This window comes from Bacillus sp. FSL K6-2431, assembly GCF_038005165.1.
Taxonomy (GTDB): Bacteria; Bacillota; Bacilli; order Bacillales; family Bacillaceae; genus Bacillus; species Bacillus pumilus.
In genome coordinates this window covers 3,329,284-3,349,312 of the sequence record NZ_JBBOSQ010000001.1, presented here as the reverse complement: position 1 = coordinate 3,349,312, position 20,029 = coordinate 3,329,284, and the positions used below count along the sequence as shown (strand labels likewise).

22 protein-coding genes and 2 other annotated features (1 of these 24 cut by a window edge) are annotated in these 20,029 nt (G+C 42.4%); of the genes, 2 read left to right on the top strand and 20 right to left on the bottom strand.

Annotated elements, in window-relative coordinates; all coding sequences use genetic code 11:
* Positions 1-50 precede the first annotated feature (50 nt).
* Positions 51-1,193 (top strand): IscS subfamily cysteine desulfurase, encoded by a 1,143-nt coding sequence (locus tag MHH40_RS16890; RefSeq protein WP_050943656.1) that lies wholly within the window; start codon positions 51-53, stop codon positions 1,191-1,193.
* A gap of 3 nt (positions 1,194-1,196) precedes the next feature.
* Positions 1,197-1,739, top strand: a complete 543-nt coding sequence (locus MHH40_RS16885; RefSeq protein ID WP_050943655.1) for a transcription repressor NadR — start codon at positions 1,197-1,199, stop codon at positions 1,737-1,739.
* Positions 1,740-1,763: 24 nt separating this feature from the next.
* Here the strand turns inward: MHH40_RS16885 and pheA are convergent, their stop codons facing one another.
* From pheA to MHH40_RS16785, 20 genes are all read right to left on the bottom strand, one after another.
* Positions 1,764-2,642 carry a prephenate dehydratase gene (gene pheA / locus MHH40_RS16880; protein ID WP_034661622.1) on the bottom strand — a complete coding sequence of 293 codons (879 nt, stop codon included), beginning with the start codon at positions 2,640-2,642 and terminating at the stop codon, positions 1,764-1,766.
* An 18-nt stretch (positions 2,643-2,660) separates the two neighbouring features.
* Positions 2,661-3,104 (bottom strand): ACT domain-containing protein, encoded by a 444-nt coding sequence (locus MHH40_RS16875; protein WP_003216269.1) that lies wholly within the window; start codon positions 3,102-3,104, stop codon positions 2,661-2,663.
* A 55-nt stretch (positions 3,105-3,159) separates the two neighbouring features.
* A complete protein-coding gene (obgE, locus tag MHH40_RS16870) occupies positions 3,160-4,446 on the bottom strand; it encodes a GTPase ObgE (RefSeq protein ID WP_003216191.1) in 1,287 nt (428 codons plus the stop codon).
* A gap of 30 nt (positions 4,447-4,476) precedes the next feature.
* Entirely contained in the window at positions 4,477-5,061 is a 585-nt protein-coding gene (locus tag MHH40_RS16865) for a sporulation initiation phosphotransferase B (protein WP_003216825.1), read from the bottom strand.
* Between the two features lie 254 nt (positions 5,062-5,315).
* The gene (gene rpmA / locus MHH40_RS16860; protein WP_003216586.1) at positions 5,316-5,600 is read right to left on the bottom strand and encodes a 50S ribosomal protein L27; all 285 of its coding nucleotides are present in this window, start codon (positions 5,598-5,600) and stop codon (positions 5,316-5,318) included.
* A 12-nt stretch (positions 5,601-5,612) separates the two neighbouring features.
* Entirely contained in the window at positions 5,613-5,951 is a 339-nt protein-coding gene (locus MHH40_RS16855; protein WP_003216478.1) for a ribosomal-processing cysteine protease Prp, read from the bottom strand.
* A gap of 14 nt (positions 5,952-5,965) precedes the next feature.
* Entirely contained in the window at positions 5,966-6,274 is a 309-nt protein-coding gene (rplU, locus tag MHH40_RS16850; protein ID WP_003216781.1) for a 50S ribosomal protein L21, read from the bottom strand.
* A gap of 12 nt (positions 6,275-6,286) precedes the next feature.
* Positions 6,287-6,359: a sequence feature (ribosomal protein L21 leader region), on the bottom strand.
* A 66-nt stretch (positions 6,360-6,425) separates the two neighbouring features.
* Positions 6,426-7,295, bottom strand: coding sequence for a M50 family metallopeptidase (locus tag MHH40_RS16845; protein WP_034620586.1), 870 nt, complete (start codon positions 7,293-7,295; stop codon positions 6,426-6,428).
* Positions 7,288-8,079 carry a M23 family metallopeptidase gene (locus MHH40_RS16840; protein WP_050943654.1) on the bottom strand — a complete coding sequence of 264 codons (792 nt, stop codon included), beginning with the start codon at positions 8,077-8,079 and terminating at the stop codon, positions 7,288-7,290. Before MHH40_RS16840 ends, MHH40_RS16845 begins: the two co-directional genes overlap by 8 nt.
* Before the next feature lie 112 nt (positions 8,080-8,191).
* Positions 8,192-8,995 (bottom strand): septum site-determining protein MinD, encoded by an 804-nt coding sequence (gene minD / locus MHH40_RS16835; RefSeq protein ID WP_003216504.1) that lies wholly within the window; start codon positions 8,993-8,995, stop codon positions 8,192-8,194.
* A 2-nt stretch (positions 8,996-8,997) separates the two neighbouring features.
* Complete coding sequence (minC, locus tag MHH40_RS16830) at positions 8,998-9,681, bottom strand: septum site-determining protein MinC (protein ID WP_050943653.1); 684 nt, start codon at positions 9,679-9,681, stop codon at positions 8,998-9,000.
* A gap of 54 nt (positions 9,682-9,735) precedes the next feature.
* On the bottom strand, positions 9,736-10,254 hold the full coding sequence (gene mreD / locus MHH40_RS16825) for a rod shape-determining protein MreD (protein ID WP_034661648.1): 519 nt from the start codon (positions 10,252-10,254) through the stop codon (positions 9,736-9,738).
* Positions 10,251-11,150, bottom strand: coding sequence for a rod shape-determining protein MreC (mreC, locus tag MHH40_RS16820; protein ID WP_050943652.1), 900 nt, complete (start codon positions 11,148-11,150; stop codon positions 10,251-10,253). Before mreC ends, mreD begins: the two co-directional genes overlap by 4 nt.
* A 27-nt stretch (positions 11,151-11,177) precedes the next feature.
* Entirely contained in the window at positions 11,178-12,197 is a 1,020-nt protein-coding gene (locus MHH40_RS16815) for a rod shape-determining protein (RefSeq protein WP_003216532.1), read from the bottom strand.
* 90 nt (positions 12,198-12,287) lie between these two features.
* On the bottom strand, positions 12,288-12,962 hold the full coding sequence (radC, locus tag MHH40_RS16810) for a RadC family protein (protein ID WP_034620589.1): 675 nt from the start codon (positions 12,960-12,962) through the stop codon (positions 12,288-12,290).
* A 48-nt stretch (positions 12,963-13,010) separates the two neighbouring features.
* Positions 13,011-13,580, bottom strand: coding sequence for a Maf family protein (locus MHH40_RS16805; protein WP_003216355.1), 570 nt, complete (start codon positions 13,578-13,580; stop codon positions 13,011-13,013).
* Between the two features lie 177 nt (positions 13,581-13,757).
* Positions 13,758-14,777: an SPOR domain-containing protein gene (locus MHH40_RS16800; RefSeq protein WP_050943650.1), complete on the bottom strand. Its 1,020-nt coding sequence runs from the start codon at positions 14,775-14,777 to the stop codon at positions 13,758-13,760.
* 168 nt (positions 14,778-14,945) lie between these two features.
* Entirely contained in the window at positions 14,946-15,665 is a 720-nt protein-coding gene (locus tag MHH40_RS16795; RefSeq protein ID WP_050943649.1) for a prepilin peptidase, read from the bottom strand.
* Positions 15,666-15,812: 147 nt separating this feature from the next.
* On the bottom strand, positions 15,813-17,111 hold the full coding sequence (locus MHH40_RS16790; protein WP_199852774.1) for a bifunctional folylpolyglutamate synthase/dihydrofolate synthase: 1,299 nt from the start codon (positions 17,109-17,111) through the stop codon (positions 15,813-15,815).
* Between the two features lie 71 nt (positions 17,112-17,182).
* A complete protein-coding gene (locus MHH40_RS16785; protein ID WP_321999437.1) occupies positions 17,183-19,825 on the bottom strand; it encodes a valine--tRNA ligase in 2,643 nt (880 codons plus the stop codon).
* 58 nt (positions 19,826-19,883) lie between these two features.
* Positions 19,884-20,029: a binding site (T-box leader), on the bottom strand; it runs 84 nt beyond the window's last position.

Sequence of the window (20,029 nt, the reverse complement as noted above, 5' to 3'; positions counted from 1 at the left end):
CAACACTACAATAAATACAAGAAAAAATTTTCTCATAGGAGATGGATGGATTGGTTTATTTAGATTACGCAGCTTCTACACCTGTTTCGGAGGAGGCACTGCATGTTTTTCATCAGCTAAGTAAAGATTGCTACGGGAATGCAAGCAGTCTACATGATGCAGGCGGAAGAGCAAATGACATACTGACTTACAGCAGACAATCAATCGCTGCCATTCTTGAGGGCGAACCAGAGGGCATCTACTTTACAAGCGGCGGAACGGAATCCAATCTTCTTGCGATTCAATCGATGGCAAATGGTCTGCCAGCAGACAGGCAGCATGTCATCACAACTTCTGTAGAGCATCCTTCTGTTCATCATGCGGTTAAGAGCTTAGAGCGTCTTGGCGCGAAGGTTACGATCATTGAACCGAATCAAGATGGGATCATCACTCAGGACATTCTCAAAGATGCATTATTGCCTGAAACAGGATTAGTATCTATCCAGCATGCTAATTCAGAAACAGGGATTATCCAGCCGCTCGCTGAATTAGCACCCATTTTAAAAGAAAGGCACATTCTTTTTCATACAGATGCCGTGCAAACATTCGGAAAGGTTCGTGTGTCCATCAAGGAGCTTGGGGTTGATGCCGTATCCATCTCTAGCCATAAAGTGTATGCACCTAAGGGCGCTGGTGCTGTCTATATGGGCGCTCACGTTCCTTGGAAGCCTTTATATTCAGGTGCAGTTCAGGAAAATGGCTTCCGCCCTGGAACAGTGAATGTTCCATGCATCGGTGCTTTTGCTGCTGCGAGCGAACAATTAATGCTTAAGCTAGATGAGCAAAAACGGCAAAATGAGCAGCTTCGTGATTATTTTCTTCAGCATCTGAAAATGAGACAGCTTCCTGTTCGTACACTTCAGAACAATGGCAATCGCCTTATGCTGCCTCATATTATTGGTTGTTTTTTTGAAGGGTTTGAAGGACAATATGTAATGTTAGCATGTAACCGGCATGGGATTTGTATATCGACTGGAAGCGCATGTGCTTCTGGTTATCATCATCCTTCCCCGGCTGTGAAGGCATTGCACGTATCAGACCGTGATGCTCTTCAATTCATTCGACTATCATTTGGATCGAAGTCGTCAAAAGAGGACATCGATCAGCTTTTGCATACATTTGAACAATTGCAAAAGGAGAAGAAAGGAGCATAAGACGTGGAGCAAGAGAGGAAACTCATTGGCGAAGAGAGAAGAAACGCCATTTTAGAGTGGCTAAAAGAGACAGATACACCGCTCACCGGAAGCTTTTTGGCTAAAAAGGCGGCTGTCTCTCGACAAGTCATTGTACAAGATATCTCACTATTGAAAGCAAAAAACGAACCCATTATTGCCACAAGTCAAGGCTATGTGTATATGGCATCTCAGCATGCGCCAGAAAGAGAAATTGAACAAATCATCGCCTGCAAGCATGATCCTGTTCGTACAGAAGAGGAACTGACCTTAATTGTAGATTTTGGGGTGACGGTAAAAGATGTGATTATAGAGCACCCTGTTTACGGTGAACTAACGGCCTCGATTCGCGTCAGCACTCGCAAGCAAGTAGCTGATTTCGTTCATCATATTTCTAACACGGGCGCCTCCTACTTGTCAGAACTAACAGACGGTGTGCATTTACATACACTCACTTCTTACAGTCAAAAGCAGCTTGACCAAGCCATCCAAGCGCTCGATGATGCTGGCTTTTTAATTAAAGACTAAAAAAATAGTGTCCTATAAGGGACACTATTTTTCATTCGTTAGTTCATATGTTTGGTAGCTGCCGAGCAATTTGACTTCACAGCCAATTGCTTCTAATTCCTGAATCGCACCAGGGACAAGGACATCATCCATTTCTTTTTCTATATCTATAATAAATAAATAGTGTCCAAGACCAGTTTTTGTTGGACGAGATTCAATTTTTGACAAGTTGAGATTTCGCCAAGAAAAGGCAGATAACACGCGGTGCAATGCACCTGATTGGTCATCCTTTGGCAGACTGACGACAATGGTCGTTTTTGGCTTCGATGAGAACCCTGCATTCATTGGGAACGATGCTTTAGGATCTTTATGTAAAATAACAAAGCGTGTATGATTGTGCGGATAATCATGAATGTCTTTTTTTGCAATCGTTAAACCATACGTTTGTGCGGCAATTTCATTCGCAATGGCCCCAGCAGCTTCATCCGGATGCTCACTGATATATTTCGCTGCATAACCTGTTGATTCAACTGGACGATGCGGAATATCTGGGTACTGCTTTTTCAGAAATTGATGACACTGGGCAATCGCGTGCGGATGTGATTGGATCACATCTAATGTCTCCCAGCTTTCCGCTCTTGATGGGTGGACAAGCAAATGCTGCCGAATCGGTGCTGTCATTTCACCAACAATGGACAGCGCTTCTTCATGAATTAAATAATCAATCGTTAAGTTTACAGATCCTTCGAGTGCATTTTCAAGTGGAACGACCGCCAAATCGACTTCGCCTTTTGACACAGCATCCATACATTGCGGAATCGTTGCATAGGCACGCTGCACTGCATCTGCTGGAAAGCAAGAGCATACGGCCAAATGAGTAAATGTTGCCTCTGGTCCAAAATAACCTACAGTTAATTGCTTCATCTGCTATGATCTCTCCTTTTACGCCCCAGAACCTAGAATTTCAACTTTTTCGACAAATTCAAGTTTTCTTAATTGATTCATGACTGTATTGATATCATCTGCCATACCAGCCGTGCTAATGGATAGGGTGACATTCGCTCTTCCTTGCAGCGGAATCGTTTGGTGAATGGATAACACATTACAGCCAGAGTCAGCCACAATTTGCAGCAGTCTTGACAGAGCCCCAGACCGATCCTCAAGGTGGAAAAACAATGTGATGATCTGCTCTTTCACCATCGTATAAAATGGAAAAACAGCATCTCTGTATTTATAAAAAGCACTGCGGCTTAAATCCGCTTGTTGAACAGCATCGGCAACTGAATCCGCTTTTTTGCGATCGAGAAGCTTTTTGACTTCAAGCGTTTTTCGCATCGCATCTGGAAGGACATCCTCTCTTACTAAATAGAACGTTTCTTCTTTCACCTGTTTTCTCCCCTTTTAAAAACGGGAGAGCCCATGGACTGGACCCTCCTTTTGATCAATCAATAAATTCAAATTCAAATTCAAGCAGACGAATGATGTCGCCGTCTTGTGCACCACGCTCACGCAAGGCATCATCGACACCCATTCCGCGCAATTGTCTAGAGAATCGTTTCACGGACTCATCTCTTGAGAAATCTGTCATCTTAAACAGTCGCTCAAGTGCTTTACCCGTTATGACAAATGTACCGTCAGGATCTCTTGTGATCTCAAATGGTGCATCTCCCTCATCAAACCTGTACATTACGCGGTTATCAGACAGTTCCTCTTCATTATAAAGCGGGAATTCCGGTGTTGTTTCAAGCTGATTGGCGATTTCAAATAAAAGCTCACGAAGCCCTTCTCTTGTGATCGCACTAATTGGGAACACTTTATAGTCATCCGTTAATTTTTCTTTAAATGCCGCTAGATTGTCAGCAGCATCTGGCATGTCCATTTTGTTCGCTACAATGATTTGTGGACGCTCAGTCAATCTCATATTGTATTGCTCAAGCTCTTCATTAATCGTCACATAATCTTCGTACGGGTCACGTCCTTCAAGTGCTGACATATCAATGACATGGACAATGACGCGTGTCCGCTCAATGTGGCGTAAAAATTGATGACCTAAGCCAACACCTTCGTGCGCGCCTTCGATCAGTCCTGGCAGATCCGCCATGACGAAGCTTCGGTTATCATCTGTTTCGACAACTCCTAGGTTCGGCACAAGCGTTGTGAAATGATAATCTGCAATTTTCGGTTTCGCAGAAGAGACAATTGAAAGCAGTGTCGACTTCCCGACACTTGGGAAACCAACAAGTCCAACATCTGCAAGTACTTTTAATTCTAAGATGACGTCACGCTCTTTACCTGGTTCGCCATTTTCAGAAAGCTGTGGTGCAGGGTTTGCCGGTGTTGCGAAACGTGAATTTCCACGTCCGCCTCGTCCGCCTTTTGCAATGACTGCCCGCTGTCCATGCTCTGTTAAGTCTGCGAGTACCTGTTCCGTCTCTGCATCCGTCACAACCGTACCGGGCGGAACTTTGACAACCATTTCTTCCGCATTTCGGCCGTGCTGGTTTTTACTCATTCCGTGCTCGCCGCGATCCGCCTTAAAATGGCGCTTATAACGAAAGTCCATCAATGTTCTGAGTCCTTCGTCTACTTCAAATACAACATCTGCACCATTTCCACCATCGCCGCCAGCCGGTCCGCCTTTTGGCACATATTTTTCACGACGAAACGCCACCATACCGTTTCCGCCGTCACCGCCTTTAACATACACTTTAACCTGATCTACAAACATAACTTCCTCCGTTTCTCTGCATCACATATCTCATTCTTGCCTCAAACAAAGCTCGATCATGGACTCATGACTTGTCACATGAAATTGAACTACACTCATACATGGATAGTTTGCGTCATGAAACGCATTTAACGCATCCAAACTTGTTAATTTTCCTTTGAAATCAAAATATAAGATCACATCATTCTCTTCATGATCTGTTTGAAACGTGACCGTTAAATGATTTTCAGTTTTCTGGCAAACTGATTGATCGAATATCGAAAACAACTCCTGTGATACCGTTAGCAGCTGCGATTCATATGCTGATAAGTCTCGGGTTTCACCAAGCACTTCGTATTCTAAGGTGATAAAATGCGACTCCCAATTAAATGTTAGAAAGTAATAGGCCAATTGGGGAATTTTTAAATTTGAGAGTTTGGATTCATGCTGTGCTTCAATGACCATTTCTTCTATAATTTCAAACACACGGTCATATTTTTCTAATGTCAAGTTGCCCTTGATCAGCTGCAATTTATTCATCCAGTCATGTCTTGAACGACTGAGCAGATAGATCAATTCATTTGTTAATGCAACGTGAGTTAATTTTTCGTTTTGTTTACTTGATATCTCTTCCATTATCGCACTCCCAATCGTTTGGTCTCTCTTTTAGGAGTCTTATCATCAATATGTCTCCCTGAATTATAACAGAGAAGACAGCATAGAAAAACACTAGTTATGTGAGGAAAGGTTGTTTTTTCTGATCTATAGGAGAAAATGAGGCAAAGTCAGCAAACGTTCTTTGATATTGATGGAGTGCATCTCTTTTTCATCTTCGATACTACTTGTAAAAAGTGAAAAAAACTCCAGTCAATGACCGGAGTTTTTAGCAATTATTGTGCCGCAGGATATACGCTCACTTTTTTACGGTCACGACCGAAACGTTCGAATTTAACTGTTCCGTCGATTTTAGCGAAAAGAGTGTCGTCGCCTCCGCGTCCAACGTTTTCACCTGGATAGATTTTCGTTCCACGTTGACGATAAAGGATAGAACCACCAGTTACGAATTGACCATCAGCACGTTTAGCGCCTAAACGTTTAGACTCAGAGTCACGTCCGTTCTTTGTAGAACCTACCCCTTTTTTAGATGCGAAAAATTGAAGATCTAATCTAAGCATGAAGTTCACCTCCTATTTTTTTGTAGATATTCTCACATAATCGTGATAATCTCGTTCGATTGTTTCTAAGGAAACGACCATGCCTTCTAAAAGCAGCTGGGCTTTTTCAAAGGATACTGGATCTGTATCAGCCGGCAATTCAAAAGAGAAATAGCCGCCTTCCTCGCCAATATCAAGCAGAGGGTCCAATCCTGTCAGTGCAATAATTGAATTGACTGAACCGAAAACAACAGCAGATACTCCTGCACAAACGAGATCCTGACCTTTTTCAGCAAACTCGGCATGTCCAGTCATCTGAAAAGACGTAATGCTTTCATCTGCTGCCGACCGAGTAATGGTTGCTTTGATCATATCACTCACACGCCTTAAGCGTTGATTTTTTCGATAACAACTTTAGTGTAAGGTTGACGATGACCTTGTTTCTTGTGGTTGTTTTTCTTCGGTTTGTACTTGAACACAGTAATTTTCTTACCGCGACCTTGTTTTTCAACTTTAGCCGTTACTGTTGCTCCAGCAACTGAAGGGTTACCCACTTTGACAGTGTCTCCGCCGACAAACAATACGTTTTCAAAAGTTACTGTTTCACCTGCTTCAGCAGCTAGTTTTTCAACATAAACAGTTTGACCTTCTTCAACTTTTACTTGTTTACCACCAGTTTCGATAATTGCGTACATCTCTGCACCTCCTAATAAACTCAGACTCGCCGAATACAGGGGGCCTTAGGCTCTTTACACCTGCTTCGCGCGGTTGTAGCACGGGTGCTACATATCCATAACATTAAAAAATATATCAAATTAGACGCAGAATGTCAACGTATTTTCATCACTAGTACGGCAAAAGAAGCTCTTCCATGGAGGAGGTAGTTCTTCGATCTGAAAAATATGCATGAAGCAGTTCATTTTCGTCAAGCTGGCTCATTTTCACGCCATCTCTTTCAATAATAATCGGATGCTTACAGCCTCTTTGGAATCGCGCCATGACTTCATATACTTTTTCCTCAGCGCTCGCTCTCAGCGGAATCAGCTTTTCTACCTTTTGCTCTTTTTTACCGTAATAACGTTCTAGTAAAAAACGAACCCTGACATAATGCCGCTGCCGGTACTCCATCACGAGTGAATAGGCTAAAAAGGTGAGCAGCACCCAGCCGTTGAATTGAAGCGGCGCAAACAAAAGTAATCCGCCTGTCAACAGACTAAAAAAGACAAGGGAGCCTTTTATGGCAAGGGCATGTGCACGTTGGAAAGGGTAATATGCTGATAAGAGCAAAAAGAATAATTTCCCGCCATCTAGCGGCCAAATCGGCAAAAGATTCACAAGGAAAATCGCCATATTATAAAAAGTGAACATCGTAAAAATGTCGTGTGAAATAAGAGAAGCTTCCATGAAAAACCACGCCATTAGCTGGAGCGGTACATGCTGGAGCGGCCCGCATAAAATGACCGCCAGCTCTTCCTTTAGCGGGCGGTTCCCATGCTCTTCTACTTCTACCGCTCCGCCAAACGGGAGTAGAAAAATCCGCCGAATGCGCCAATGATAATAGCAAGCAGCCGCTGCATGTCCAAGCTCATGGACAAAGACGATAATGAGCAGACAAAGCAGCGGCTTGATTTGACCAGAGAGGATCGCAAACGCCATCACAATCCACAGCAGCGGATGAATGTGAATTTTCGTCAGCATGACCAGCCATCTATTCAAAGGTCATCACCTGAATAGGATCGATAAACTGTTCATTTTGCTTAATGGCAAAGTAATACGTGCCCTTTCCTTGATCATCCAGTGAGATCTGGCCAATTTTCTCACCCTTATCGACAAAATCGTATAAGGCCACATTGGCTTCCTTTAATTGACCGTACCAGCTATAGCTGTTATCCGCATGCTGCACGACCACTGTCAGCCCTGTGTCACTTTTCTTTTTCACTTCTACTACATAGCCTTCCTTCATACTGTCAATCGCTTCAGCCGATGTTTCGATTTTGACACCTGCTCCATTTTGCGTAAAGGATTCCTGTACTTTTCCAGAAGCAGGTACGGCCAGTTCTTGGTTCGCTTGTACATCTTTTTGGTCTTCCTTTTTGTCTGTTAAAAAGGCAAGGGGGTTTCCAACTGTTTTCTCAAACCAGCGATTGGCAGCAGCAAATTGAAAATCTTGCTCAAAGGTCTGCGTAATGATCGGCTTCAGCTGCTGAAACGGCCCTGCCTGACCTTTAAATGAAATGGCTGCAATCAACACAAGAGACGCAGATAATAAACATTTCAGCACAAAGGCATTGGGGTTAAATAGCGGATGCTGATATTTCTTCGGCTGATGAGACGACGATTCAAAGGAAGACGACCCTGAATGCTTTTCTTCCTCTGTCAGCATGACCCATGGAGGGATATCCTCTTTTTTCTTAAAAGTCGTCTTCTTAGATGGAGCAGCTGACTGCTTCGTTTTGCGGCGCTGCGCGATTTTCTTTCGGTACTCGTCCACTCTTTTCATGAGATCACCCTTTACATACAAACAGTTTGTACATTTTATGTGGCGATCTCATCTGATATGCAACAAAAAGACCGATTCTGATCGAATCGGTCTCATCTTACCTGAATGCTTATTAAGCTCTTACACCAAAAAATGCTTTCAGCTTCGCAAACATTCCTTTGTTTTCATCTTCAAATGATTGAAGTGGAACAGATTCGCCTAGTACGCGGCGGGCGATATTACGATACGCAATCGAGACTTTATTTTTAGCATCCATGACAATCGGTTCACCATTGTTTGAAGCCTTAATCACGTCATCATCATCAGCGACAATGCCAAGAAGATCAATCGATAAGTGATGGACAACTTCATCCACATCCATTGAATCGCCACTTTTCGCCATGTGTGTACGAATACGGTTGACAATCAAACGAGGTGGTTCGATATCTTCTTGTTCTAACAAGCCGATGATACGGTCGGCATCTCTTACAGCTGAGATCTCAGGCGTCGTCACGACAATTGCCTTATCTGCACCAGATACAGCATTTTTAAAGCCTTGCTCAATTCCAGCAGGGCAATCAATGACGACATAGTCAAAGTCTTGTTTCAATGATTGAATTAATTCTTTGATCTGCTCCGGCTCTACAGCCGTTTTATCGCTTGTTTGAGCAGCGGGTAAAAGATACAAAAGATCCTCGAAACGCTTATCTTTTACAAGCGCTTGGTGAATTTTACATCTTCCTTCTACTACATCGACTAGATCATAAATAATGCGGTTCTCAAGCCCCATCACGACATCTAAATTCCGAAGGCCAATATCGGTATCAACTAGACACACCTTTTTCCCTTGAATTGCTAGTGCTGTGCCTAAGTTTGCAGATGTTGTTGTTTTGCCAACGCCGCCTTTTCCTGAGGTAATCACAATAGCCTCGCCCAATTTCACATTCCTCCCTCAAGCCTTGTCAGATTAGGTCTTATATGAGCCAATTGCTGCAGGCGTTCAATGATCATGTTGCCATCTATATCTAAATAAGCACATTCCATTTCATTTCCATCTTCTTTTTGATCTGGTGCACGGTTAAACACTTGTGCGATGCGAAGCTGTGTTGGAATCATACGAGATGCCGCAATGACAGCTTGTTTATTCCCATTACATCCAGCATGTGCCACGCCTTTTAAAGCACCGAGCACAAAAATATTTCCCCCTGCACGAATCGTTCCGCCAGGATTGACATCTCCTACTAATAAGAGATCTCCTTCGACATACAGTACCTGTCCAGAGCGCACAATTTTGGCTACAGAGGTAATGTCAGCCTCTGCTTTTAATCGTCTCGCCTCTTCAGTTGACATGACGTCACTTTCAATAGAGTGAATGACGAGATGTTCATTTTCAGAGACTGCTTCAGTCAAACGCATTTCCTGATCCTCTGTTAAATACCGAAAACCAAGCTTAATATGCACATTAACCTTATGACCTTCTCTTCCATCTGTATATTGCTCAAGTAAAAGAACCTCTCGCAAGCCAGAAAGAAGGTCATCAAACGAACAGTCATCATTTAACTGTAATGTTAATCCGTTTTTTGTACCTTTTATTGTCACATATTGCTGTTTTTGAGTTTTCAAGATGCTCACCTCAACAACATACTCATTTCGCCGTATTTGGACAAACTCCTGCTTTTATTCGTCGATCAGTCCTTGTTTCATGTTGATGAAAAAGAGCCTAAGCGGCACAACAAGTATGAGAGACGCAGCAGTATTTAAAAGAATCGTTGGAATAAAGCGTTCGATGACATACGTATTAAACGGCATAATCCCTGGTTGAATTGTCGCTTGAACGCCGTACACATAAAACTCCATCACGGAAACAGCAATAATCGACAGAAAGACGACCACTAACATATTCGTTTGCAAAACTTTAAAGGCTTTCGCTAGCAAATAGCAGAGCGCTCCAAAGCCAAACATATGAACACCAAGTATGCCTGTATACGAAATATCATATAAAAGTCCAAAGATAAAACCGAAAATCACACCATATTTTTGATTCACAAACGCCGTCATAAATACAAGTGCGAGTAAGATGAAATGAGGAGCTAAAATTTGATTGTCTGAAACAAATGGGAGCTTCACTAGATCGACAAAAATACTGTCAAATACGAAGATAAACAACATGACGAAAGCAAGAAGGACACGTCTCACGAGCCTTCCTCCTTCGTCAATTCAGATGCATCTGCCGTACTTGAGCTGCGATTCACCACAATCACACGGTCTAAATTGTTAAGTTCAGCCGCTGGTTCTACATAAATGATTTTTGTCAGGCCGTAATGATCTGGCTCGATTTCACTCACCTTACCAATCGTCAAGCCTTGAGGGAATACGCCCCCTGCTCCAGATGTTTCAACAAGATCTCCTTTTTTGACATCTCCATCTGCATCAGATTTCAGAATATTCATTGTCAGCATTTTTTTCTTACTGTCATAGCCGTTAATAATTCCGTTGAGTTCTTCTTTGCCCTTTTTCGCAAAAATTTTCGTTGAAATTCTATTATTTTGGTCAGTAGAGCTTAGCAACCTTACAGTCGAAGTAAAATTGTTGAGCTTATCACTTTCAATTTTCCCAATTAACGCACCACTCTCATTTGTGACCGCCATATCTTTGTCAACGCCTTGTTTTTTCCCTTTATCAATCATGATAAAGCTATCCCAAAGGGACGGGTTTCTCGCGATAACCGTTGATAGAATTGGCGTATAATCACGAATAGAGTTCACATAACCGAGCTGCTTGCGTAGCTTTTTGTTTTCATCTTCTAGTTCTTGTAGTTTCGCCTCATATTGGGTTTGTCCATCAAGTTTTTTTCGAAGACGTTCGTTTTCATCGTATGTGTTCTTTAAATCTTGTACATTCCCATAAATACCGGCAATAAATTGTGATGGTTTATGAAATACACCTTGAAAAAAGCCTGTCGTATCCCCCACTAATTTTTCCGGCCATGAAGCACCTCTGCCGCTTTTCACTGAAAAACCAATCATGGCCACCAGTACGATGACACAGACAAGGAGCAACATTAATCTTTTATTCATAAAAAACTGCGGCATGTCTTACACCTCTTTATTTACGCCCGATTATCGATTATCTTTTGATTTTCCTTTGAACAAATGAATATGCTCTAGTGCTTTTCCTGTCCCGATCGCCACACAGTCAAGCGGATCTTCAGCAATAATAACTGGCATCTTCGTTTCATCACTAATAACTTTGTCAAGATTACGAAGCAATGCACCGCCGCCAGTTAAGACGATTCCACGGTCCATAATATCTGCTGCCAGCTCAGGCGGAGTTTTTTCAAGTGTCATTTTCACCGCATCAACAATTGTTTCCACTGTATCACGAAGCGCTTTTGCAATCTCATCTGCTGTAATCGAGATTGTTTTTGGCAGACCAGTTAAAAGGTCACGGCCCCGAATATCCATTTCATCATGCACATCAGGCTGCGCAGAACCAATTTCCATTTTAATAGCTTCTGACGTACGATCACCGATCATCAGGTTATACGTTTTACGGATGTAGCTGCTGATCGCATCATCCATTTCATCTCCTGCCACGCGGATTGATTGTGATGTCACAATACCGCCAAGAGAAATAATGGCTACCTCTGTTGTACCGCCGCCAATGTCAACAACCATACTTCCTGTTGGCTCCCATACAGGCAGGTTAGCACCGATCGCCGCAGCAAATGGCTCTTCAATCGGGTATGCGTCACGTGCACCAGCTTGTCTTGTTGCATCAATAACTGCACGCTCTTCTACAGCTGTAATACCAGATGGTACACATACCATCACGTAAGGTTTACGAGCAAAAAGCCCTTTGCCTTTTAATGCTTGATTAATGTAATATTTCATCATTGTTGCTGTCGTCTCGTAATCTGCAATGACTCCGTCTTTCATTGGGCGAAGTGCCACAATATTACCAGGTGTACGGCCAATCATGTTTCTCGCGTCATTTCCAACCGCCACTATAGACTTCGTATCAGTTTCCAAAGCTACGACCGAAGGTTCTCTTACAACAATGCCTTTTCCTTTAATAAAAACAAGCGTGTTCGCTGTTCCAAGATCTATTCCAAGGTCTTTTGTACCAATTCCAAACATATGTATGTATCTTCCTTTCTTAAACCAAAATTCCCTTTAGGGAAAAACTCATAAACTCTATTATATCGTAAAACATTGAAAAAAAAAGTGTTACAAATACCCTTTTTCCTTCAAACTCACAAATTTTTGATCACCTATGACCAGATGATCAAGCAGCTGTATTCCAATCAGCTTTCCACATTCAAAAAGTCGCTGTGTAACTTCAATATCTTCCCTGCTGGGCGTCGGATCTCCAGATGGATGGTTATGCACACATATAAATGAAGCGGCCGATCGTTTAAAGGCTTCTTTGAAAATTTCACGCGGGTGAACGATCGATGAATTCAGGCTTCCAATAAACACGGTATGTTTATGAAGAACTTGATTTTTTGTATTGAGATAAAGACAAACGAAATTTTCCTGTGTCAAAAATCTCATATCTTCCATCACAAAGTTCGCTCCGTCTTCTGGTGTGCGGATCACATAGCGGTTATCCGTCGTTTGATGGTGTAATCTAGTGCCGAGTTCTAAAGCAGCTAAAAGAGAAATCGCCTTCGCCTTTCCAACTCCTCTAATCTTCGACATTTCTTCAATTGAGGCTTCTTTTACAGAGCGAAGACCGCCAAATGTTTGCAGAAGTCTTGCGGAAATTTGGAGAACTGATTCTTTTTTCGTGCCTGTTCTTAGAAGGATCGCAACAAGTTCATGATTTGACAAACTGCTGGGCCCGTATTTGATAAATCGTTCTCTCGGTTTTTCATCATGAGGGAGATGCTTTAGCAGCATAGGGAAATCGTTCAGGATGACCACTCCTTTTAGAATTCCTTCCTGTCTTCAAAAAGGGGTGATTCCAAAGGTTTCAAGCACTCTGACTGTTTTCGCAATAGGTAGACCGACAACGGAAAAATAATCACCATCTATTTTTTGAACAAACAGTGCGCCTTTCCCTTGAATGCCATAGCTTCCCGCTTTATCAAGGGGTTCGCCCGTATCGATATAGCGGTCTATTTCATTTTGAGTAAGCGTCCAAAATGTCACTTCTGTCTGTTCATAAAATGTTTCTTTTCTATTCTCTGACTGAACCGTGACACCCGTCAAGACTTGATGTGTCTTTCCTGATAATAATTGAAGCATAAAAGCCGCTTCTTTCTTATCTTTTGGTTTCCCAAGACATTTGCCGTCAATTGCAACAATTGTATCTGCACCAATGACCACAGCTTTGGGATTTAATCTTTGAATATCATTTGCTTTTTGTTCTGCCAACCATTGGACGTTCTCAGCAGGGGAAAGGTTTCGATTTATTTCTTCTTTTAAATGACTTGCTTGAATGTCATAAGAAAACCCTGCTAGATCAAGCAATTCTTTTCTTCTAGGTGATTGCGATGCGAGAATCAATTGGTTCATGTTTGTTCATCCTTTCAGGGTTTAGCCTAAGAAGTAAGATACCCATTCATCCTAGCAAATGTACATCTTACCGACAATTTACGAAAATTCATTTTTCATGTACCTTCATCATTATGTTGGATGCAAAAGAAAAAAACTAGTCATTTTTTGACTAGTTTCGTTTCTTAAAAAATGATTTTACGTATTTAATTGATCAAGCAATGCCTGCTGAGATTTCCAGCCGTTTTCAGCAGTTGGGTCATTTAAGAGCTGCACAGCTTTTAGCAAACTGCTCTTAGCCGGTGCATCCTCTGTTTTGGCACTTTCAAGCTCAGAAATTAGCTGCGTGACTTCCTTTTGATCCACTTCATCGCCTGCAATCACTTTGGATGATAATACAGATGCCTTTTCTATTAAACTAGTCAGCTCATCCGGCACTTGAAATGAGAGCTCCTTTCCTCCCCACGCCTCAAAGTGCTGATCAATCAATTTCTTCCCTACAGCGCTTGTCATCCCCTGCTCTGTCGCAAGACCGGCAATGACATAATATCCATCATCCATGGAAACCTTTTTCCCAGCATATCCTGCATCTTTTAAACTGCCAACTAAGTCATCTGCTCCTTTTTCAGAAGAGAATTTCCCAGCCTGTACAACAAAGGTTGATAAACTGCCAGAGGCACTTTTTTCATCTTTGTTCTCTTTTGATTCATCTGTAGTACCTGCATTCGGCGCATCCCCGCCAGCTTTCATCGATGATTGATTTTCAGAACCAGATGCCGAGACACTGATATCTCCACCTGAAGGATTTGATGTACCATCTTGACTTAAACTAAGCGCAAACACCCCAAGGCCTGTCCCAAGAACGACCGCAAACACAATCGTTGTCATCACTCTCTTGAAGGGACCGCGATTTTTACCGAACTTCTGATCAAAGGAGCTTTTTTTCTTTTGATAAGGTGTGACGACTTTTGGATCAGAATGATAAATATGATCAGCAGCATCATCCCACTGGAAATCCTCTTCTTTCGGTTTAGCCGAATCTTCCTGAGAAGCCGCTGTCTCCTGTTCCGAATGTCTCTTTTCCTCCCAATTCGAAAACGTCACTTGATCCTCTTGCTGTTTTGGCGGCTGATGATCATCTTCATGCACCATTTCTTCCTTGCCATTAATATTGACCTTTAGCCCTTGTTTTTTTGCCTGCCTTTTTTTCACTGTCATTCCCCGCTTTCTGACATGTTTGTAAGAAAGACCTTTCTGTCCAATGAATCAGTGCGAATTTAACCCGTCCTTCTTTCTGTTTCACACTTTACCATAGCAGTAAAAAAAAAGAACAAGACTTTTGTCGGCAGGGCAAAAAAGTGTTCGCCAATTTTTTCACCCCTTCGACTAACCAAATTGAAACAAGACAGGAGCACCACAGAGATACAGCAAAAAAGAAATAGCGATCGAAGGAACAAAAGGGAATGGCTCGTTTACTCGAAAGGAAAAGACCTTTGCATAAACCATTCCAGCGATACATGAGAGAAAAAGCATGAGAAGGAAGGGCTTGAAGCCAAAGCAAAACGCAAGCACACTGAACAGCTTCATATCAGCTCCGCCCAGACTATTCGGCTTAAAATAATCTAAACTAGAAAACAAAAGAATGCAAAAAATCAGAGAAGCCGCCCCTTCCCACCAGATAAGAAGCGGTTCCAACGTGCGGTATATGACGAAAAGAGGGAAAAAGAAGAGAAACAGCTCGTTCGGCACCCTCATATAGAGAAAATCACTCACGACAGCAATCACGAATAAACTACAAAGAATCACAAGGAAAAGACTTTCAAACGAAAAACCAGCGATCCTATAAATGAGCAAAAAAAGACCGCCTGACAGCATTTCAATCGTTGGATAGAGCCAAGATAGCCGAATGCCGCAATGTTTACAAGACCCCTTCCATACAGCATAAGAAACGAGCGGGATCATCTCGTGCAGGGATAGCGGCTGTTTACAGGCTGTGCAGTGAGAGCGAGGGAAGAGAATAGACCGCTTCACTGGCAGCCTTTCGCCAGCGAGATGTAAGAACGATCCCATCGTGACGCCTGCAAGAAACAGAAAAATCTCAATCATATGTGGTGCTCCTTCCGGTAATAAGATAGACCGGATTTTACCATGACCCTATCCACCAAAGCATCTAGTGAAAATATGATTTTTCCCCTCTTCTACATATAAAAAGAAAAAGACGCAGGAGGCATCAAAGCCATTTGCGTCTTTTCGTTACCCAATCATACGATTTCGTAAATCTGAAATAAAATAAAGAGAGCCTGTCACAAGGATCACCGCTGAAGGATCATCACTTTTTTTCTGAATGAACTCAAGCACTGTTTGAGGGTCATCGTCATACGATTTTGCCTCTAACTGACTGCATGCATAAAGCTTTTCCGCTGATTCAGCTCTTGGAAAATCAAATGAAACAAAATGGATAGAGGAACTAATGGCTTCAAGTTTTTGAATCATTTGCTTGTACGGCTTATCTTTTAAAGCACTAAAACAGACATGCACTTGTTTACTAGAAAAATGAGCTTGTACCGTTTCAATTAAACGGTCGATTCCTTCTTCATTATGAGCGCCGTCTAAATAAACTGGTGGATGGTCTTTGACTTTTTCAAATCTTCCAGCCCAAACTGCATGCCGAATACCTTCATATACCTGCTCTTCTGTCACGCTAATATAGCCTTCTTGCTCCAGCCATTCAATGAGTAGAACAGCAAGGGAAGCATTTTGCTGTTGATGCGTTCCGATTAACCCTGTTTCAAGCTGCGGATACTGCCTTTTTGATGTGCTTAACGTAAATCGTTCTCCTGTTTCTGTTGGCTGCTGATGACTGAAGGTACAAGTATCCTGTAATGAAATGCATTCCACCTTCTTTTCTTTTGCGATATTTTGAATGACCGCAAGTGCTTTCGGTTGATGAACTGCGGTGATCATCGGAATACCCTCTTTGATAATGCCCGCTTTTTCAGATGCAATTTGTTCAAGTGTATCACCTAGAATCGCCATATGATCATGACCAATCGATGTAATCGCTGTTAAGATAGGTACGGCAACATTTGTTGAATCAAGTCTTCCGCCAAGCCCTGTCTCTAATAGGACAAAGTCTACTTGCTGCACATCTGCAAAATAAGCAAATGCACATGCGGTAATGATTTCAAACTCTGTTGCTTCGCCAAGCTCTGTTTGATCTAACTCATCAACAAAAGGCTTGATTTTATTCACCAAACTCAGCCATTCTTCATCCTGTATAGGTGCTCCGTTCACGCTGATTCGTTCATTGAACGTTAAAATAAACGGGGAGGTGAAGGTGCCGACTGAATAGCCTGCTGCCTGTAAAACGGAACGAGTAAACGCAATCGTTGAACCTTTTCCATTTGTACCTGCAACATGTACCGCTTTTATGCGTTGTTCCGGATGGCTTAGTTTGTTCATCAGCCACTTCATTCTTTCAAGACCCGGTTTTACACCAAAGGCCAGTCTACTGTGAATCCACTCAATGGCTTCATGATAGGTTGTAAACAATGTCATCTCTCATTTCATCCGAAATTTTCAAAAAAGACGACTCCATTTTGTTAGGAGCCGTCTTTTCAACCTTATGCTTTCAGCTCTTCAATACGCTTTTGAACAGCTTCGCGTTTTGCGACATAGTCACGTTCTTTCGCACGCTCTTCTTCTACGACACTTTCAGGCGCTTTTTTCATAAAGCCTTCGTTGCCAAGCTTTTTCTGGACGCGCTCTACTTCTTTTGTCAACTTATCAAGCTCTTTTTGCAGACGAGCGATTTCCTCATCTAAGTTGATTAAGCCTTCAAGCGGCAGAATGAGCTCTGCTCCAGAAATAACAGCCGTCATCGCTTTATCACTAGCTGGGACATCTGTGCCAATTTCAAGTACACTTGGGTTCGTAAAACGCTCAATATATGAACGGTTTTTCTCTAAGCGTTCCTGCACATCAGATGTAGAAGCTTTAATGTAAAGCTCCACCTGTTTGCTCATTGGCGTATTCACTTCACTGCGGATGTTACGAACAGAACGGATGAGTTCCACAAGCAGCTTCATATCAGCAGACGCTTGTTCGTTTGAAAGCTCTGGCTTCACCTCAGGCCAAGCCGCTACAGTAATCGATTCACCTTCGTGCGGAAGATGCTGCCAGATTTCTTCTGTTAAGAATGGCATGAACGGATGAAGAAGTCTCATCGTCTGATCTAATACGTACGCAAGGATCGAACGAGTCGTTTTCTTCGCTGCTTCATCTTCTCCATAAAGCGGAAGCTTCGCCATCTCAATGTACCAATCACAGAAATCATCCCAAATGAAGTTGTATAAATGTCTGCCCACTTCACCGAATTCATACTTGTCAGCTAGCTGTGTGACACTTTCAATCGTTTCATTTAAGCGGGTTAAAATCCATTGGTCAGCAACTGATTTTTCTCCTGTTAAATCAAGCTCATCATACGTTAAGCCATCCATGTTCATTAAAGCAAAACGTGATGCGTTCCAAATTTTGTTCGCAAAGTTCCAAGTGGATTCAACCTTTTCAAAGCTAAAGCGAAGATCCTGACCTGGTGAGCTTCCAGTTGCTAAGAAATATCTTAATGAATCTGCACCGTACTTGTCGATGACCTCCATTGGATCAATTCCGTTACCTAGCGACTTACTCATTTTACGTCCTTGCTCGTCACGGATCAGCCCATGAATCAGAACGTCTTTAAACGGTTTTTCTCCTGTGAATTCAAGACCTTGGAAGATCATGCGAGAGACCCAGAAGAAAATGATGTCATAGCCTGTAACAAGCAGGTTTGTTGGATAGTAGCGCTTGAAGTCTTCACTATCTGCATCCGGCCAGCCCATTGTCGAGAAAGGCCAAAGCGCTGAACTAAACCATGTATCAAGCACATCGTTATCCTGTTCCCAGTTTTCTATATCTTCTGGTGCTTCCAGTCCAACATATACTTCTTTCGTTTCTTTATGATACCAAGCTGGAATGCGGTGTCCCCACCATAGCTGACGAGAAATACACCAGTCACGGATATTTTCCATCCAGTGTAAATACGTCTTTTCAAAGCGGTCTGGAACAAATTGAACTTGGTCGTCCCCATTTTGAAGGTTAATGGCTTCGTCTGCCAACGGCTGCATTTTTACAAACCATTGAGTAGATAAATAAGGTTCAACGACAGCTCCGCTTCTCTCACTATGACCAACTGAATGCATATGGTCCTCAATTTTGAACAAAATACCCTCTTCTTGCAAGTCTTTTACAAGCTGTTTACGGCATTCAAAGCGGTCCATTCCTTTGTATTGCAGTGCATTTGCATTCATTGTGCCATCTTCATTCATGACAAGGATACGCTCTAAGTTATGGCGGTTTCCAAGCTCAAAGTCATTCGGGTCATGAGCAGGTGTAATTTTCACAGCTCCTGAACCAAACTCCATATCGACATAATCATCAGCAACGATTGGAATCTCGCGTCCTGTAATTGGCAAGACCACTGTTTTTCCAATTAAATGCTGATAACGTTCGTCATCAGGATGCACGGCAACGGCTGTATCTCCGAGCATTGTTTCAGGTCTTGTCGTCGCAATTTCAATTGAACCCGTGCCATCTGAAAGTGGGTATCTTAAGTGATAAAACGCGCCTTGAACATCTTTATAAATGACTTCAATATCAGAAAGTGCCGTTTTCGTCGCTGGATCCCAGTTAATGATGTACTCTCCGCGATAGATCAGCCCTTTTTCATACAATTGAACAAACACTTGGCGTACCGCTTTATTCAGACCTTCATCTAATGTAAAACGTTCACGTGAGTAATCAAGACCAAGTCCCATTTTCGCCCACTGACTGCGAATAAAGTCCGCATATTCTTCTTTCCATTTCCACGTTTCTTCCACAAATTTCTCCCGGCCAAGGTCATAACGGCTTACGCCTTCTTCGCGAAGCTTTGCCTCAACCTTTGCTTGGGTCGCAATACCGGCATGATCCATTCCTGGAAGCCATAGAACGTCATAGCCCTGCATCCGCTTCATACGTGTCACGATGTCTTGAAGGGTAGAATCCCACGCATGCCCAAGGTGCAGTTTTCCTGTCACGTTTGGTGGAGGAATGACGACTGTATATGGATCTTTCGTTTTGTCATTTTGTGCTTCAAAGAATTTTCCTTCAAGCCAGTACGTATAGCGGTCTTTTTCAATCGCATTTGGGTCGTACTTTGTTGGCATTTCTTGATTATTTGTTTCCATTTATGTAACCTCCACATTTTTTCGGCTGATGAAACATAAAAAAGCCTTTTCATCCTTATAAAAGGACGAAAAAGCTTTTTCGCGGTACCACCTTTTTTCATGGAACACATAGACGTGTCCCATACACTCTAAAGGATAACGGGGTTCTCCCGAATTTCTCTACTTGTTCATTCAAGAAATTAAGCTCACAGGCGACCTTCCAAA